A 15861-nucleotide genomic window follows, 5' to 3' on the forward strand; every position below is an offset into this window, starting at 1 on the left:
GACGCCGAGGACCACCGAGGCCGGCGACGTCGGCACGCGCGACCTCGGTGCCCGGCGACGCTGGGCGGAATCTCTAACCGACGCGCAACCGGACGCGGTCCGGGGTGAGGTCCTTGACCGAGGTGGCGCCCAGCAACTGCATGGTCTGCCGGACCTCGGCCGAGAGGATGTCCAGTACCCGGCGCACGCCGGCCTCGCCGCCCGCCATCAGTCCGTAGAGGTAGGCGCGGCCGACGAGGACCGCCGTGGCGCCCATGCAGACCGCCGCCACGGCGTCCGCACCGGAGCGCACCCCGCCATCGAGATAGACCTCCGCGGCACCGTCCACCGCCCTGACCACCGCGGGCAGTTCCTCCAACGGCACCGGCGAGCGGTCCAGTTGACGCCCGCCGTGATTGCTGACGACCAGGGCGTCCACTCCGAGGCCGACGATCACCCGTGCGTCCTCGGCCGTCTGGACGCCCTTGACGATCAGCTTGCCCGGCCAGACCTCCCGCAGCCACGCCACATCGTCGGCGGTCGCCCCGGGGTCGAACATCAGATTGCCGAGATCCGCGGCGGTGCCCTGCCAACGGGTGAGAGAGGCGAACTCCAGTGGCGGGGTGGTCAGCAGGTTCAGCCACCACCACGGCCGCAGCGCCCCGTCCAGCAAGGTGCGCGCGGTCAGCGCCGGCGGGATCGTCATGCCGTTGCGCACGTCCCGCAGCCGCGATCCCGCGACCGGCGTGTCCACGGTCAACATCAGTGCCTCGTACCCGGCCTCCGCGGCGCCGCACACCAGATCAAGGCTGCGGGCCCGGTCCCGCCACAGGTACAACTGGAACCAGCGGCGTACGCCGGGCACGGCGGCGGCCAGCGTCCCGGCGGCCGTGGTGCCCATCGTGGACAGCGTGTACGGCACCCCGTGGGCGGCGGCCGCCCGGGCCACGGCCACCTCGCCCTCGTGGTGCATCATCCGCGTGAAGCCGGTCGGAGCGAGCGCGACGGGCAGAGCGGACACCTCGCCGAGCAGAGCCGCCGAGGTGTCGACCGCCGAGACGTCCCGCAACACGGTGGGCCGGAACTCGATCCGGCGGAAGGCGGACCGGTTGCGGGCCAGCGAGAGTTCCTCGCCCGCGGCACCGTCCGTGTAGTCGAAGACGGCTCTTGGGGCACGCCGGCGGGCGGCGGCCCGCAGGTCCGCCACGTCGGCGGCGGCGGCGAGCCGTCGCTGGGCCCCGCCGGGCCGGGGCCGCCGCGGTCTCAGCAGAGGCGCGAGTTCGGCCGGGCGCGGGAACCGGCGCCGGAGGCGGTCGCCCACCGGTGGTGACGGGAAGCTGTCCAAGGCCCCTCCTCGTTCTCAGAGCCCTCGCGGCCGGCCACGGGCTGTGCCCGGCAGACCCGGGGGCCGTCCTGCCAGGTCACGGGCACTGTACGGCCGGGGTGTGGCGCCCGACGACAACTGTTCGGCTGCGCAAGGCCGTCCGACCCGTACCGTCCCTCCGCGCCAGCCCGTCGGAGCCGTGCTGCCCCTCCGCGCAGGCCTGTGGGGGGTGACGGCCTGCGTTCAACTGCGCACGAGTCCCACGGACCTCGTGCCTATCGTTTACGCCATGAGCCTTCCCGAGGTGATCCGGATCGTCTCCCGTGACTCGCCCATGGCCTTGGCGCAGGTCGAGCGGGTCCGCGCCGAACTCGCCACCGTACAGCCCGGGTTGGCGACGGAAGTGGTCGCGGTGCGCACCACCGGCGACCGATGGCTGGGCGACCTGTCGCTGGTCGAGGGAAAGGGCGCCTTCGTCAAGGAGGTCGACGCCGCGCTGCTGGACGGCACGGCCGACCTCGCGGTGCACTGCGTGAAGGACGTCCCCGCCGACCGGCCGCTGCCCGAGGGCACCGTCTTCGCCGCCTTCTTGGCCAGGGACGACATCCGCGACGCCCTGGTGCACCCCGACGGACTCACTCTCGACCGGCTGCCGCCGGGCACCCGGATCGGCACCTCGTCCGTGCGCCGCACGGCCCAACTGGCCGCCTCCCACCCGCACGTGGAGTGTGTACCGATGCGGGGCAACGCCAACCGGCGCTTGGCCCGGATGGCCGCGGGCGACGCGGAGGCCCTGTTGCTCGCGGTGGCCGGCCTGGAGCGGATCGGCCGCCGGGACGCCATCAGTGAAGTCATCGACCCCGAGGCCATGATGCCGGCCCTGGGGGCGGGAGCGCTGGCTCTGCAGTGCCGCGAGGGCGACACCGAGCTGATCGCGGCGGTCGGCGCACTCGACGACGAGAACACGCACCGCGAGGTGACCGCCGAGCGCATGCTGCTGCATGTGCTCCAAGGCCACTGCAACAGCCCGATCGCCGGGTTCGCCAGGACGTCCCGGGACGGCGAACTCTCCCTACGGGCCCGCGTCTTCAGCGCCGACGGCAAGAAGAGCCTCCACGCCCACGAGTGGGCCGGGCCCCTCGGCCCCGAGACCCTGGGTATGTCGGTCGGGGTGGCGCTGCTCCGCCAAGGGGCCCGCGAACTGATCGACGGCAACGGCGCCGGAGGCGGTGGGTGAGCGTGGCGCGCCGAGGGTGCCCACGGCTCGTCCGCTCAGGGCCGGGCGCCGGGCCCGAAGCCCGTCCAGCGCAGGTCCGCGGGGAGATGGCTCATGTCGTTGTAGACCACCAGTGAGGGGGCCGCGCCGGTGTAGTACTCGATCGCCGTCACCGCCGTGTTCCCGCAGCTCATCCCCAACCACCGCTCACGTGGCGCGCCGAGCGCGTGCCGCAGGAGCCAGGCCACCTGGTAGGCGTGGGTGACCAGGACCTCGTGCGTCTCGGTGTCGGCGGGGCGGGCGAACCGGTCGGTCAGCGCGTCCGCGAGGCGCTCCCCCTTGGCCGCTTCGGCGGGGTCGTAGCCGTCGAACACCCCCGCCCATGCCGCCGGCGGGCTCTTCGGCACGTGCGGGATGCAGTCGGTCAGCTCGGCCGCCTCCCGCACGGGGACCCCGTGCAGACGCTCGCCGAGGATCTGGGCCGAGCGAACCGCCCGGGGCAGCGGCGAGTGCCACACCGTGTCGATCGGCAGCCGGGCCAGGCGCTCCGCGAGCAACTCCGTCTGGCGCCGCCCGACTTCGGTGAGCCTCCCGAAGGCGTCCGCCGCGCCGTGCCTGACCATGAACAGACGCCGAGTCGCCATGTCATGCCCTTCCGGGGGAGGTGAAGACAGAGATGTTCGTAACATCCGGATGGTATCAACATTTCGTCGCGAGGAGGGTGTGCCGAGGGTCCGCGAACGGCGCCGGGTCGAACGGGTGACGCGTGGTGCCCGCCGGGGACCGGCGCGCCGGTGTCACTCGCTCCCCTCCCGTACGCAGTACGGGTGAATGGACCGACGGTTCCGATCGGGGGGCGGTGTCGAGTCTCTACGGTTTCCGAGTGGGTCCGGGGATTGCGGGAGAGGCCCTGCGGACGGGGGACCGGTGGAAAGGCGCACCTGATGTCGGGGTTGGGAAAGTCGCCGGACGCGCTCAGGCTTCGGGCGGGCAGCCGCCGACGGACCTGGGCACGGAGCTGGGGAGCTGTTTGCGTGGCAGGCCTGACGGGGGCGGTGCTGACGTTCGGATGGTCCTGGGCGGCCGGCGGCGGGGCGGCGCGGATCACGGCTTTCGGGCCGTCCGCGGGCAGTTGGGCGTTGGCGGCCTCCCTGATGCTCCGCGCGAGGGTGACGAGCGGGCGGGTGCGGACGCGTGGGCTGCTGCTGGCCGGCTCCGCGGTCGCCGGAGGCGGGTACCGGGGGGTGGTCGCCGTGCTGTCGGCTCAGCCCGCGGCTTCGGGGTGGGACGTCCGGTCGTTGCCGGGTGCGGTGATGGTCACCGGGGTGACGCTGACGGTCGGTCTGGGGATGGCCGGTCTGGTGGTCGCGGCCGATGCCGGTACCGGCCGGCATGTGCTGCTGCGGCGCGTGCTCGACGGGGTCGTCACCGCGGGGGCCGTCTTCATGACCGTATGGGTCCTGCTGCGGGGCGCCGGTGACGGCTGGCGGCTGGGGACGGGGATGGTCGGTGTCCTGTGGGCCGCCGAAGTCGTGTTCCTCGGGTTTCTCCTCGCCGTGCGCCGCCTGGTGCGGAGCGACCGGAGAGCCACCTTGTGGGTCGGCATCGCGGGGCTGTCCCTCATGCTGGTCGGCGACACCCTGCGACTGCGGACGGTCGGCCCGCACGGCCCCGAGGTGATGTCCTGTCAGCTGGTCGACATCTGCGTCACCGCGGGGCTGCTGGTGGTCGCCGTCGGCCCCTGGGTGCCCGGCGGGGCGAGCGCGCTGGGCACCGCTCGGCCCTCGCTGCGACGCGGGATGGAGGGTGCGGCGGGGTTCGTTCCGCTGACGGTCTGCACGGCCACGGCGCTGGGATTCGCGCTGGGTCCGTCCGTGCGGGACCCGGTGCCGCTGTTGGTCGGGGGAACGGCACTGCTGAGCCTCTGGGCCCGCCAGAGATTCCTGCCGAGCGAGAACACCGGCCACGAGGACTGAGTCCGCGGATCCGCGGGGCATCACCGGGGCCCGACCGTCGCCGTCCAGCCGGGTGTGAAGCTGCCCGCGTCCGCACGCGCCCCGCGCGCCCCGCGAGTCGCGCGCCGGGGCGGGCTCCGCGTGCGACCCGCGGGCCTACGACGTCACTTCCGGACCGCGCCCTGACGGCGGCCGCGGGTCCGCGCGCCCCTGGGCGGGTCGATGAACTGCAGCTCCAGCGTCATCGGCGGGTCGGCCAGGCCAGGGCCGCCCGCCGCCGCCCACGCCAGGATCTCCTCCGTGCAGTCGTCGTCCATGGCGAAGCCCACCCAGGCGGCCCGGCCGCCGGCCCGTCGGCCGGCGGCCGAGGGCTGGACGACGATCACGTTCGCCTGGTCGCAGGGGCCGAGACAGTCCGTCGTGCGGACGGCGAAGGCGCCGCCCGAAGCGTCCGCGGCCGCGCGCAGCCGCGCCAGCTGCCAGTCGTGGTCGAAGCCGGGATGCTTGCGGCCGTCGCCGCAACAGCAGCCCCTGCACACCACGAGCGTGCAGGGGCGGCTCCCGGCGGCTCCCACCAGCGCTCGCCGGGCCGGCGGCATCCCGGTCAGGAGGCCGAGAGGCCCACGTGGGCCAGGGCCTGCCGGAGCAGGAACCCGTGCCCGCCGGGCATCTCGCTCTGCACCGCCAGGGAGGCGGCCTCCTGCGGGCTGAACCACACCAGGTCCAGCGCGTCCTGCCGCGGCCGGCAGTCGCCCGTCACCGGCACGATGTAGGCCAGCGACACGGCGTGCTGACGCGGGTCGTGGTACGGGGTGATGCCCTGGGTCGGAAAGTACTCGGCCACCGTGAACGGCTGGAGCGAGGTCGGCACCCGGGGCAGCGCCACCGGGCCGAGGTCCTTCTCGAGGTGGCGCAGCAGGGCGTCCCGGACGCGTTCGTGGTGCAGGACGCGGCCGGACACCAGGGTCCGGTTGACATTGCCGTCCGGCCCTATCCGCAGCAGCAGGCCGACGCTGGTGACTTCGCCGCTGTCGTCGACGCGCACGGGCACGGCCTCGACGTACAGGATCGGCATACGGGCGCGTGCCATCTCGAGCTCGTCGGAGCTCAGCCAACCCGGTGTGGTCTCGGTCAAGTCAGACATTGTTCGATCATACTTTCAGTGTCCGTCGGGAAGCCGGTAGACCCGGCGGGCGTTGTCGGCTCCGGCCCGGCGCGCCAGGCGCAGCGCGTCGGGCAGGTCCAGCTCGCCCGCGTCCACCCGGTCCTGGAGCAGGTCTCCGAGACCCCGGCGGAAGGCCAGCGCGCCGAGCCAGTAGAACTCCGACACACCATAGGCGTCCGAGCTGTACAGCAGTTTGCGGAACGGTGTGATCTCCAGCGCCTCCTCCAGGACCGCCCGCGCTCGCACGGGGCCCACATGATGCAGGGTGAGCCCCACGTCCAGGTACACCTGCTCGAACACCGCGGCCAGGTAGGCGGCTTGCCGCTGGTAGGGCCAGCAGTGCAGGAGCAGCACAGGGATCGTGCCCGCCGTGAGGTGCAGCCAGTCCGTGAGATGCGTCGGGTCCACCCGGTGCAGCCGGATGTCGTTGTCGCCGAAGCCGGTGTGCAGTTGCAGGGGCAGCCCCAGATCGACCGCCGTCCACAGCAGATGCCGCGTCAGCACCGGGTCCGCCAGCCGTCCGCCGTCCGCCAGCCAGCGCCGGGCGGCCCGGGTGACGTCGGCGTCCGGGGGCCGGGCCGGGTCGAGGTCGAAGCCGGTGCGGTAGGCGGCGACGGACTTGACCGCCACCACGCCCGGCCGCCGGACCGCGTCCAGCGCGGCCGCCCGGAAGGCGTCGGCGTACCCGTCGGCGTCGACGCCCCGCGCGGCGACGGCCTCGGCGACCGCCTCCAGCCGCACCACCTCGTACGCGACCGCACCCCGCCGCACCGCCTCCTGCGGGATCGCTGCCTCCGGCCGCACCCCCTCCGGCGGCACCCCCTCCGGCCGCATCGCCTCCCGCGCGACCGCCGGCGCCGCCGCGGCCGCGGCCAGCTCGGCGGGCGTCGTGACGGGGTGCGGGGCGAACCCGGTGTCGACGCAGAACACACCGGTGCGGGCGGCCCGGAGGAACCGCCCGTTCACCTCCCGTGGGCCCAGTGCGGCGCGCCGGGCCAGATAGGCGTCGGCGGGGGCGTGCGGGGCGAGATCGAGCAGGGGCGCGCAGTGTCGGCGCACCGCCACACCGACAGGCGTGTCGAAGGTGGAGAAGCCCGGCCAGGCGTCCCCCTCGGTCAGCAGCGCCTCGAAACCCGGCCGGTCCAGCGGGGCGGTGACCACGCCGTGGCAGTGGTGGTCCACCAGCTCCAGCTCGGCGAGCACCTCGTGGACCGCTCGGCCGGCCACCTCAGTACACCCAGCGGTACGCCGCGGCCACCTGGTCGTCGTCGAGCCCGTCGACGGCGTCGATCTCGCCCTGCCGCACGGCGGTCACCGCGTCGGCGAGGACCGGGCCGAGGGCGGCGCGCAGCACCTCGTCGGCGCGGAACTCGGCCACGGCCGCGGCGAGCGAGGACGGCAGCCGGCGCACGCCCCGGGCGGCCGCTTCCCCGGCGCCGAGCCGTACCGGGTCCCCGGTGCTCTCCTCGGGCAGCACCGCGCCCGAGGCCACCCCGTCCAGCCCGGCCGCGATGACGCAGCCGAGGGCCAGATACGGGTTGGCGGCCAGGTCGACCGGCTTGACCTCCAGGTTGGCCTGCTCCGCGCGCCGGCCCGCGGTGCCCCGTACCAGGCGCACCGCGCACTCGCGGGTCTCCAGCCCCCAGGCGGTGAACACCCCTGCCCACTGCGAGGGCCGCAGCCGCAGCGCGCTGGCCGGGCTGGGCGCGGTCACCGCCGTCAGCGCCGGGAGACGGGCCAGGACGCCGGCCGCGAACGCCTCGGCGTCGGCCGTCATGCCGTGCCGCCGGTCGCCGCCCGCGTGCAGGTTCACGCCGTCCCGCCACGCGGAGAGATGGAGGTGGCCGCCGTTGCCGACGCCCTTCGCGACGACCGCGGGGGAGAAGGAGACCCGCAGCCCGTGCCGGCGGGCCACCGCCCGCACGGTCTGCCGGACGAGGACACTGCGGTCCGCGGCCGCCACCGGGTCGAGGGCGCCCACGGAGATCTCGAACTGGCCGGGCGCGTACTCGGGATGGATCTGCTCGACGTCGACGCCCTGCGCCGCGCACGCGGCCAGCAGGTCGGCGGTGTACTCGCTCAGCTCGACCTGCCGCGTCGCGCCGTACGCCGGTCCGGCAGCGGCCGGGACGAACTCGCCGGCCGGCGCGGCGTCCAGGCCGACCGCCCACTCGATCTCGACGGCGGCCCGGAAGGCGAGACCGTGCACACGGGCCGCGTCCGCCACGACGTGCCGCAGGAACGTGCGGGAGCAGCCCGGATGACGGTCGCCGTCCTGGGTGACGCGGTCGACCGGCGCCCACGCCCAGCCGGGCTGACCCGTGAGGACGACCAGCCGGTCGAGGTCCGGGTAGAGGCGCAGATCGCCGTCCGGCGAGCCCAGCGCCTCGGTCGTGACGATGGAGTCGTTCGCCAGGAACGTGTCGAACACCGGCGACATCCCGACGCCCCAGGCCGCCGCCGAGGCCAGCTTCCCCGTGGGGACCGCCTTCACCCTGCCGATCCCCGCGGTGTCGACGTAGGCCAGCACGACGCCGTGCACACCCGCCGAGGCCAGCTCCCCGCCGAGCGCGGTCGCCCGCTCGACGTCTCCGGGACGCCCGCCGGGGACGGGATCGGCAAGGGTGGTCATACGTCCTCCACGATCGGCGCGTGCGGCGTGTGCCCGTACGTCCGTCAGGGTTTCACGGCGACCGCGCCGTACTGCGGCACCACCGGGAGGGAGTCGGCCGTGCCGCGCCAGCGCGAGCACGACACCAGGCCCGGTTCCAGCAGCTCCAGGCCCTCGAAGAACGCGGCGATCTCCGCGCCGCTGCGGGCGGTGATCGGCGGCTTGGCGTTCTCGTTCCAGAACTTCATCGCCGGGATCTGGCCCTCGCCGCCCACCTCGCTGTCGTGGGTGGGGTGCGTCAGGACCAGGAAGCTGCCGGCCGGGACGTCGGCCATGACCCGCCGGACGATGTCCCGGGCCGCCTCGACGTCCAGGACGAAGTTCAGGATGCCCAGCATCATCACCGCGACCGGCCGCGTGAAGTCCAGGGAGCGGCCCGCGCGTTCGAGGATCGCGGCCGGGTCGTGCACGTCCGCGTCGATGTAGTCGGTGCGGCCCTGCGCGGTGCCGGTCAGCAGGGTGCGGGCGTGCGCCAGCACGATGGGGTCGTTGTCGACGTAGACGATCCGCGACTCCGGCGCGATGCGCTGGGCGATCTCGTGGGTGTTGTCCGCCGTCGGCAGCCCGGTGCCGATGTCGAGGAACTGCCGCACCCCGCGCTCCTCGGCGAGGAACCGCACCGCCTGTCCGAGGAACCAGCGGTCCGCGCGGGCGATCTCCCGGATGAGCGGGAACATCCCGGCGACGTGCTCGCCGACGCCGCGGTCGACCTCGTAGTTGTCCTTGCCGCCGATCCAGTAGTTCCACACCCGCGCGTTGTGCGCCACGCTGGTGTCCAGCCGTCCCGGCCCGCTCACGTGACCGCCCCTTCCCGTCCTGCCCGCGCCCTGCCGTGTCCCGGGCCTCGCCGCCATTGTGCCGCCGGATGATCACCGTTGTCCCCGGTAGGGTGAAATCCGGTCGTTCACCTACAGGAAGCAGCACATGCCGTACTCGCACGCCCCCGGACCGGTCGCCTCCGAACCCCCGACGGGCCCCGCAGACATCCGGCTGATCGTCACCGACATGGACGGCACGCTGCTCGACGACGAGAAGAAGGCGCCCGCGGACCTGTGGCGCGTGCTGGCGCTGCTGCGCGAGCGCGGGGTGCACTTCGCCCCGGCGAGCGGACGTCAGTACGCCACGCTGGCCGCGGACTTCGCCGAGGTCGCGGGGGCGGCCGAGGGGATGGCGTTCATCGCGGAGAACGGCGCGTACGTCGTGCGCGACGGGCAGGAGCTGAGCTCGGATCCGCTGGACCCGGCCGTCGTCGTGCGGGTGACGGAGGCCGTGCGCGAGCTCGCGGCCGACGGGGTCGACCTCGGCGCCGTGGTCTGCGGGAAGCGGTCGGCGTACGTCGAGCGGTCCGACGAGCCGTTCGTGGCCGAAGTGGCCAGGTACTACCTGCGCCACCGGGTCGTCGAGGACGTCACCGCCGTCGACGACGACATCCTCAAGATCGCCCTGTTCGACTTCGGCTCGGCCGAGGAGAGCACCGCGCCGGCGCTCGCGCCCTTCGCGCGGACCCACCAGGTCGTGGTGTCGGGCGAGCACTGGGTCGACGTCCTGAACCGCACCGCCCACAAGGGCGCCGCGCTGCGCCGCCTGCAGCAGGAGCTCGGCGTCACGCCCGCGCAGACCATGGTGTTCGGCGACTACCTCAACGACCTGCAGATGCTGGACGCCGCCGACTGGTCGTTCGCCATGGCCAACGCCCATCCCGAGGTGGTGCGCAGGGCCCGCCACCTGGCGCCCTCCAACAACGACGACGGGGTGCTGCGCACCATCACGCGCGTGCTGGGCCTCTGAACCCGCGCCGGCTTCCGCACCCGCGCCGGCCTCAGGTCCGGGGCCGTGCATGCCCGTGCTGCCAGGCCCAGGCCGCGATCTCGACGCGGTTGCGGGCGCCCAGTTTCAGCTGGACGCTCGACAGGTGCGTCTTCACCGTCGACAGGGAGACGTAGAGTCCGGCCGCGATCTCGGCGTTGGTCCGGCCGAGGGCGACGAGCCGGACGACGTCCAGCTCCCGTTCGGTCAGCGGTTCGGCGAGCGTGTCCGGGAGGGCGACGGGGCGGTCGGCGGCCGGGGTCCGCGGGCCGGTCAGGTGCTGGAGCAGGCGTACGGTCACCGACGGCGAGACCAGGGAGTCGCCCGCGGCGGCCGCCCGGACCGCCTCCGCGAGGAGCGTGGGCCCGGAGTCCTTCAGCAGGAAGCCGCAGGCGCCGCCGCGCAGTGCCCCGTACACGTACTCGTCCAGGTCGAAGGTGGTGACCACGACCACCCGCAGCGGGTCCGCGACGTCCGGTCCGGCCAGCAGCCGGGTGGCCGCGAGACCGTCCAGCTTCGGCATCCGGATGTCCAGCAGGCACACGTCCGGCCGCACGTCGCGGGCCAGCGCGACGGCCTCCTCGCCGTCGGCGGCCTCCGCGACCACCGTGATGTCCGGCTGCGCGTCGAGGAAGAAACGGAAGCCGGTGCGGACCATGTCCTGGTCGTCGGCGAGGAGGACCCGGATGGGGGCGGTGGGGCCCGACGGGCTCGGGGCGGTCATGCCTCGATCATGCCTCAGGTCGAGGCGCGGGCGGGGGTGAGGGCGGGCGGCGGTCTTCGGCCGGGCCCGCTCGCGCGCGGCCTTCCGGCCGGGCCCGCTCGCGGCGAGACCGCGGGACGCCGCGAGCGGCCCCGGGGCGTGCGCCGCCCTCGTGCGGCAGCCGGACGTCCACTCCGGGCCGGCCGGGTGGCCGGGACCCGTTCCGCCGATGGTGCCGGGGCGGCCCGCGTGCGGGGGCGGTCCGCGTAACGTGGCCGCATGCGCGGAATGACCGAACCGGCCGTCGTCGCCCGACTGGCCCGGGAGATCACCCCGGACCTGGAATCCGGGCGGCTGGAGGACTTCTACCAGGATCTGCACCGCCACCCCGAGCTGTCCTTCCAGGAGCACCGCACCGCCGCCGCGCTGGCCGCGCGACTGCGGGGGGCCGGGTACCGGGTGACGGAGGGCGTGGCCCGCACCGGCGTGGTCGGGGTACTGGCCAACGGCGACGGACCGGTGGTGTGGCTGCGCGGCGACATGGACGCGCTGCCCGTACGGGAGGCGACGGGCCTCGCCTACGCCTCCACGAACGACGGCGTCATGCATGCCTGCGGCCACGACCTGCACGTCACCTGGCTGGCGGCGGCAGCCGAGGCGCTCGCCGCCGCCCGTGAGACGTGGTCCGGGACGCTCGTCGTCGTCGGGCAGCCCGCGGAGGAGGCCGGAGGCGGTGCGGCGGCGATGGTCGCCGACGGCGTCCACGACCGCTTCCCGCGCCCCGACGTGTTGTTCGGCCAGCATGTCGCGCCCGGGCTCGCCGGCTTCTACCCGCACACCCCCGGACTGACCCTGTCGGCATCGGACGACGTGGACGTCGTCGTGCACGGCGTGGGCGGACACGGGTCGCGGCCGGAGTCGACGGTCGACCCCGTGGTGACCGCGGCCTTCGTCGTGACCCGGCTGCAGACCGTGGTCGCCCGCGAGATCGCCGCGAACGACCCCGCGGTGCTCACCGTGGGGCGCTTCCACGCCGGCACGACGTCCAACGTCATCCCCGACGAGGCGCGGCTGGGGGTGAACGTGCGCACCCAGGACAGCCGCGTGCGGGCCCGCCTCCTCGCCGCGATCCGGCGGATCGCCGAGGCCGAGTGCGCCGCCGCGGGCTGCCCCCGCCCGCCGGACGTCACCGTCCGGCCCGGTTGCCCGACCACGGTCAACGACCCCTCGCTGGACGACGAGATCGCCGCCGTCCACCGGGAACTCTTCGGCCCGGACACGGTGTTCGACTTCGGCCAGGCACTCGGCAGCGAGGACTTCTCCCTGCTCGCCCCGCACGGCGTGCCGTACGACTACTGGTATGTGACCTCGACCCCGGCGCCGGTGTGGGAGGCGGCGCCGGGGGAGGGCGTGTGGGAGAAGGCGGCGGGGGTGCCGGGCAACCACAGTCCGCTGTTCGCGCCGGACCTCTCGGTGCTCGCGCCGGGCGTGCGCACCCTCGTCTCGGCGGCGCTGTCCCGGCTCGCCCGCTGAGGGCGGCGCGCCCACTCCGCTCGGGGTCTACGCGCCCACTCCGCTCGGGGCCTACGGCTTGAGCGGATCGTGCCCGATCGTCATGAGGTGGTGACGGCGCCGGGTTTCCCGCGCCTCGGACTCGTTCGCCTCGTCAGTGCGGGCGGCGACCGTGTCCACGACCCGGTACATCACCCGGACGTCGTCGTCGGTCAGGTCGGTGCGCCGCTTCTGCAGGATCTCCAGCACCCGCTGCCCGGTCGCCGCGCCCGCCCGGTCGGGCAACGGCTGCGTGCTCTCGCCGGCGTCGCGCACCCGCAGCCAGGCGGCGAGTTCCTGCGAGGTCATGTTCACCGCGTGGTGGAACTCCTCCCAGAGCGCGTCGAGTTCGAGTGCGTCGGTCATGGCGGGCCTTTCTCCGGGTGGGGTCGGGCGCGGTCAGTTCTCGCGCGGCCAGTTCTCCGCCTCGAACATCCAGCGCTGCTTCTCGAGGTCGGCGGTGATGCCGATCAGCAGGTCCTGGGTCACCGGGTCCGCTTCCTCGGTCGCCGCGACCCGCTCGCGCAGCCGTGTGATGGCGGCCCCCAGGGACTCGGCGATCACCTGGACGACGTCCTCGTCCCGCACCCAGCCGTCCTTGGGGGAAGGCAGGGTGAACGCGGAGGCGATCGTCTCCGGGCGGCCGTCCGGCGGCAGGCCCAGCGCGGCGGCCCGCTCGGCGACGGTGTCGGCGTAGGAGCGGGCCGCGGTGACGACCTCGTCCAGCTGGAGGTGGATCGAGCGGAACCGGGGTCCCACGATGTTCCAGTGCGCCTGCTTGCCGATCAGGGAGAGGCCGAGGAGATCCACGAGGGTGCCCTGCAGCGCGTCGAACGTGATCTGGCGGGCCGGTTCGGGCAGGGGGCTCTTCACGACAGTCATACGGTGCTCCTCCTCGTCGCGTCGTGTGATGCGGTACGGAGCAGTGCCACGCGTTCCTGCTCGCCCGTCCCGCCCCAGACACCCGAGGTCTGTCCGCTGCCGAGGGCGTAGGACAGGCACTCGGCGCTCACCGGGCAGCGGGCGCAGACCCGCTTGGCCGCCTCGGCCTCCCGCAGGGCCGGGCCGGCCGTGCCCACGGGGAAGAACATCTCGGGGTCCTCGCCCACGCAGGCGGCAACGCGCAACCACTCCATGGAGGCGCGGGTGCCCCGGGCGTACCACGGCAAACAGGCGTTTTCCCCGATCACCCCGTTCCCCGATTCACCCATGTCCGCTCCTCGCTCCCCGGCCCCGATCCCTCGCTCCCCGTCCCCGGTCGCCAGGTCCCCGGGCCCCGGATCCGGCGAGGTGGGAGGGGATCGGACTCAGGGGGCGAGGGCCCCGTCGAGGAAGTGGGTCAGGTCCGCGAACACGTCGGCCCTGTTCGTCTCGTGGAAGACCTCGTGCCGGGCTCCCGGGTAGATCCGCTCGGTGTGCGCGCCGCCGCCGAGCCGCTCGACGCCGGGCCGGCTGCCGGGCAGCGGCACCAGCCGGTCGTCGTCGCCGTGCAGCCACAGCAGCGGCAGCGCGCCGACGCCGCCGTGCCCGGCGACGGTCGCCAGGGTCCGTTCGAAGGCCCGCAGCGTGGGCCGCTTCATCGGTCCGTGCCAGACCAGCGGATCCGCCGCGTACGCCGCGCCGACCGCCGGGTCGCGGGAGAGCGCGGCCGGGCTGACCGCGACATCGGGGATCTCGTCGTACGCCAGCAGCCGCGCCGGCAGCCGCCAGTCGCCGATCACCGGGCCGGAGAGCACCAGCGCGGCGAGGCCGGCGCCGTGGCGCTGGGCGTACCGGGCCGCGATCAGACCGCCCATCGAGTGCCCGATCACGACCAGCGGCAGGCCCGGGTGCGCGGCCCCGGCGAGCTCCGCGACGGCATGCAGGTCGGTGACGACGTCCTCGAAGTCCTCGATCACCACGCGCTCGCCCGCCGACCTGCCGTGCCCGCGGTGGTCGGGGGCGTAGACGGCCGCGCCGTGACCGGCCAGGACGCCGGCGAGTTCTCCGTAGCGGCCGGAGTGCTCGCCGTAGCCGTGCACCACGAGGGCGAGGCTGCGGGGGACCGGAGGGGACCACTCGCGCGCGGCGATCGTGCCGTGGGTCCCGGTGAGGACGTGGGTACCGGTGACGACGGGTGCGGTCATCGCTGCTCCAGCTGCGTCGACGAAGGCGTCCGGGGATCTTCCCAGGGTGCCGGGTCGGGGTCTATAGTCGAAAACTAGCAGTGCTAATCAAGGAGTCCGTCGTGCGCCCCGTCCACTTCGCGGCCGCCCGCCGCACCCCCGTCGGCAGACTGCGCGGAGCCCTGTCCTCCGTCCGGCCCGACGACCTCGCCGCCGTCGTCGTCCGCGGCCTCGTCGCCGAGGTGCCCGCGCTCGACCCGGCCCGCGTCGACGACGTCTACTGGGGCGCGGCCAACCAGGCGGGCGAGGACAACCGCAACGTCGCACGGATGGCCGCCCTGCTCGGCGGCCTGCCCGAGACCGTGCCGGGCGCCACCGTGAACCGGCTGTGCGCCTCCGGACTGGAGGCCGTCACGACCGCGGCCCGCACCATCGCCGCGGGCGAGGCCGACATCGTGATCGCGGGCGGCTCCGAGTCCATGAGCCGCGCCCCCTTCGTGCTGGCCCGCCCCGAGGAGGCCCTTCCGCACCGCGTCGAGACGGTGGACACCCGGCTCGGCTGGCGCCTGGTCAACCCCGCGATGAAGGACCTGCACGGCCTGCTGGCCATGGGGGAGACGGCCGAGGAGGTCGCCGTCCGGTACGGCGTCACGCGCGAACGCCAGGACGAGTTCGCCCTGCGCAGCCACCGGCTGGCCGCGCAGGCCCGCGAGAAAGGCCACTTCGACGACGAGATGCTGCCGGTGCGGCGTCCCGACGGCGTGCTGGTCGAGGCCGACGAGGGCATCCGCGAGGACACCTCGTACGAGAAGCTGGCCCGGCTGAAGCCGGTCTTCCGGGAGGGCGGCACGGTCACCGCCGGCAACTCCTCGCCCATGAACGACGGTGCGGCGGGGCTGCTCCTGGTCAGCGAGGAGGCGCTCAACGAGCTGGGCCTGGAGTCACTGGGCCGCTACGTCGCCGGCGCCTCCGCCGGCGTCCACCCCGACGTGATGGGGCTCGGCCCGGTGCCCGCCGTCCGCAAGGCGCTGGCCCGGGCGGAGTGGAACGTCGAGGACGTCCAGGAGGCCGAGTTCAACGAGGCGTTCGCCGCCCAGGCGCTCGCCTGCGTCGACCAGCTGGGCGTCGACCCCGACCTGGTCAACCCCAGCGGCGGGGCGATCGCCCTCGGCCATCCGCTGGGCGGTTCGGGGGCCCGCATCCTCACCACGCTCCTGCACCGGATGCGCCGTACCGGAGCCGAGCGCGGGCTGGCCACGATGTGCGTGGGCGTCGGACAGGGCACCGCGGTGCTGGTCGAACGGCACTGACGGGGCCCACCGGCCGCCGGCGTCGCCTCCCGGCGCCGGTGGCACCGGTCACCTGGCGAGACGGCCCGCCGGGTGT

17 protein-coding genes are annotated in these 15861 nt (G+C 74.3%); 5 read left to right on the plus strand and 12 right to left on the minus strand.

Features of this window, described 5'->3' with window-relative positions:
- Positions 1-73: 73 nt before the first annotated feature.
- Complete coding sequence (locus QF032_RS34200) at positions 74-1324, minus strand: alpha-hydroxy acid oxidase (protein WP_307047829.1); 1251 nt, start codon at positions 1322-1324, stop codon at positions 74-76.
- Between the two features lie 268 nt (positions 1325-1592).
- Here QF032_RS34200 and hemC point away from each other — a divergent pair, with 268 nt between their 5' ends.
- Positions 1593-2540, plus strand: a complete 948-nt coding sequence (hemC, locus tag QF032_RS34205; protein ID WP_307047831.1) for a hydroxymethylbilane synthase — start codon at positions 1593-1595, stop codon at positions 2538-2540.
- Between the two features lie 35 nt (positions 2541-2575).
- On the opposite strand, the gene QF032_RS34210 is transcribed toward hemC, so the two are convergent.
- Positions 2576-3163 carry a histidine phosphatase family protein gene (locus tag QF032_RS34210; protein WP_307047833.1) on the minus strand — a complete coding sequence of 196 codons (588 nt, stop codon included), beginning with the start codon at positions 3161-3163 and terminating at the stop codon, positions 2576-2578.
- A gap of 390 nt (positions 3164-3553) precedes the next feature.
- On the opposite strand from QF032_RS34210, the gene QF032_RS34215 reads away from it, so the two are divergent.
- Positions 3554-4495, plus strand: a complete 942-nt coding sequence (locus QF032_RS34215) for a hypothetical protein (protein ID WP_307059094.1) — start codon at positions 3554-3556, stop codon at positions 4493-4495.
- Between the two features lie 143 nt (positions 4496-4638).
- Here QF032_RS34215 and QF032_RS34220 read toward each other — a convergent pair whose 3' ends face one another.
- From QF032_RS34220 to QF032_RS34240, 5 genes are read right to left on the minus strand one after another with little or no spacing between them, the layout of a single operon-like run.
- Positions 4639-5073 carry a (2Fe-2S) ferredoxin domain-containing protein gene (locus QF032_RS34220; RefSeq protein WP_306947171.1) on the minus strand — a complete coding sequence of 145 codons (435 nt, stop codon included), beginning with the start codon at positions 5071-5073 and terminating at the stop codon, positions 4639-4641.
- Between the two features lie 5 nt (positions 5074-5078).
- Complete coding sequence (locus QF032_RS34225) at positions 5079-5618, minus strand: NUDIX hydrolase family protein (protein WP_306947169.1); 540 nt, start codon at positions 5616-5618, stop codon at positions 5079-5081.
- A gap of 15 nt (positions 5619-5633) precedes the next feature.
- Positions 5634-6866 (minus strand): amidohydrolase family protein, encoded by a 1233-nt coding sequence (locus tag QF032_RS34230; RefSeq protein ID WP_307047839.1) that lies wholly within the window; start codon positions 6864-6866, stop codon positions 5634-5636.
- A gap of 1 nt (position 6867) precedes the next feature.
- The gene (locus tag QF032_RS34235; RefSeq protein WP_307059096.1) at positions 6868-8271 is read right to left on the minus strand and encodes a glutamine synthetase family protein; all 1404 of its coding nucleotides are present in this window, start codon (positions 8269-8271) and stop codon (positions 6868-6870) included.
- A gap of 44 nt (positions 8272-8315) precedes the next feature.
- A complete protein-coding gene (locus QF032_RS34240; RefSeq protein ID WP_373430413.1) occupies positions 8316-9164 on the minus strand; it encodes an SAM-dependent methyltransferase in 849 nt (282 codons plus the stop codon).
- Between the two features lie 70 nt (positions 9165-9234).
- Between QF032_RS34240 and QF032_RS34245 the strand changes: the two genes are divergently transcribed.
- Positions 9235-10098 carry a Cof-type HAD-IIB family hydrolase gene (locus tag QF032_RS34245; protein WP_307047845.1) on the plus strand — a complete coding sequence of 288 codons (864 nt, stop codon included), beginning with the start codon at positions 9235-9237 and terminating at the stop codon, positions 10096-10098.
- 31 nt (positions 10099-10129) lie between these two features.
- Here QF032_RS34245 and QF032_RS34250 read toward each other — a convergent pair whose 3' ends face one another.
- A complete protein-coding gene (locus tag QF032_RS34250; protein ID WP_307047847.1) occupies positions 10130-10840 on the minus strand; it encodes a response regulator in 711 nt (236 codons plus the stop codon).
- Between the two features lie 267 nt (positions 10841-11107).
- Here QF032_RS34250 and QF032_RS34255 point away from each other — a divergent pair, with 267 nt between their 5' ends.
- On the plus strand, positions 11108-12352 hold the full coding sequence (locus tag QF032_RS34255; protein WP_307060484.1) for an amidohydrolase: 1245 nt from the start codon (positions 11108-11110) through the stop codon (positions 12350-12352).
- A 51-nt stretch (positions 12353-12403) separates the two neighbouring features.
- Here the strand turns inward: QF032_RS34255 and QF032_RS34260 are convergent, their stop codons facing one another.
- From QF032_RS34260 to QF032_RS34275, 4 genes are all read right to left on the minus strand, one after another.
- Entirely contained in the window at positions 12404-12736 is a 333-nt protein-coding gene (locus QF032_RS34260; RefSeq protein WP_306947157.1) for a DUF3140 domain-containing protein, read from the minus strand.
- A 33-nt stretch (positions 12737-12769) separates the two neighbouring features.
- Complete coding sequence (locus QF032_RS34265) at positions 12770-13252, minus strand: Dps family protein (protein WP_307047851.1); 483 nt, start codon at positions 13250-13252, stop codon at positions 12770-12772.
- Positions 13249-13581 (minus strand): WhiB family transcriptional regulator, encoded by a 333-nt coding sequence (locus QF032_RS34270; protein ID WP_307047853.1) that lies wholly within the window; start codon positions 13579-13581, stop codon positions 13249-13251. The genes QF032_RS34265 and QF032_RS34270 overlap by 4 nt, the downstream gene beginning before the upstream one ends.
- A gap of 96 nt (positions 13582-13677) precedes the next feature.
- Entirely contained in the window at positions 13678-14496 is an 819-nt protein-coding gene (locus QF032_RS34275; protein ID WP_307047855.1) for an alpha/beta hydrolase, read from the minus strand.
- A gap of 101 nt (positions 14497-14597) precedes the next feature.
- Here QF032_RS34275 and QF032_RS34280 point away from each other — a divergent pair, with 101 nt between their 5' ends.
- Positions 14598-15785, plus strand: coding sequence for a thiolase family protein (locus QF032_RS34280; RefSeq protein WP_307047857.1), 1188 nt, complete (start codon positions 14598-14600; stop codon positions 15783-15785).
- Positions 15786-15861 lie beyond the last annotated feature (76 nt).

The sequence above is a fragment of the Streptomyces achromogenes genome (assembly GCF_030816715.1).
GTDB lineage: Bacteria > Actinomycetota > Actinomycetes > Streptomycetales > Streptomycetaceae > Streptomyces > Streptomyces achromogenes_A.

Excerpts from the sequence above, each read along its gene's own strand:
- QF032_RS34270 (WP_307047853.1), bottom strand. The coding sequence starts at position 13,581 with ATGGGTGAATCGGGGAACGGGGTGATCGGGGAAAACGCCTGTTTGCCG.
- QF032_RS34210 (WP_307047833.1), bottom strand. The coding sequence starts at position 3,163 with ATGGCGACTCGGCGTCTGTTCATGGTCAGGCACGGCGCGGCGGACGCC.
- QF032_RS34275 (WP_307047855.1), bottom strand. The coding sequence starts at position 14,496 with ATGACCGCACCCGTCGTCACCGGTACCCACGTCCTCACCGGGACCCAC.
- QF032_RS34265 (WP_307047851.1), bottom strand. The coding sequence starts at position 13,252 with ATGACTGTCGTGAAGAGCCCCCTGCCCGAACCGGCCCGCCAGATCACG.
- QF032_RS34220 (WP_306947171.1), bottom strand. The coding sequence starts at position 5,073 with ATGCCGCCGGCCCGGCGAGCGCTGGTGGGAGCCGCCGGGAGCCGCCCC.
- QF032_RS34245 (WP_307047845.1), top strand. The coding sequence starts at position 9,235 with ATGCCGTACTCGCACGCCCCCGGACCGGTCGCCTCCGAACCCCCGACG.
- QF032_RS34240 (WP_373430413.1), bottom strand. The coding sequence starts at position 9,164 with ATGGCGGCGAGGCCCGGGACACGGCAGGGCGCGGGCAGGACGGGAAGG.
- QF032_RS34255 (WP_307060484.1), top strand. The coding sequence starts at position 11,108 with ATGACCGAACCGGCCGTCGTCGCCCGACTGGCCCGGGAGATCACCCCG.
- QF032_RS34225 (WP_306947169.1), bottom strand. The coding sequence starts at position 5,618 with ATGTCTGACTTGACCGAGACCACACCGGGTTGGCTGAGCTCCGACGAG.
- QF032_RS34235 (WP_307059096.1), bottom strand. The coding sequence starts at position 8,271 with ATGACCACCCTTGCCGATCCCGTCCCCGGCGGGCGTCCCGGAGACGTC.
- QF032_RS34260 (WP_306947157.1), bottom strand. The coding sequence starts at position 12,736 with ATGACCGACGCACTCGAACTCGACGCGCTCTGGGAGGAGTTCCACCAC.
- QF032_RS34250 (WP_307047847.1), bottom strand. The coding sequence starts at position 10,840 with ATGACCGCCCCGAGCCCGTCGGGCCCCACCGCCCCCATCCGGGTCCTC.
- hemC (WP_307047831.1), top strand. The coding sequence starts at position 1,593 with ATGAGCCTTCCCGAGGTGATCCGGATCGTCTCCCGTGACTCGCCCATG.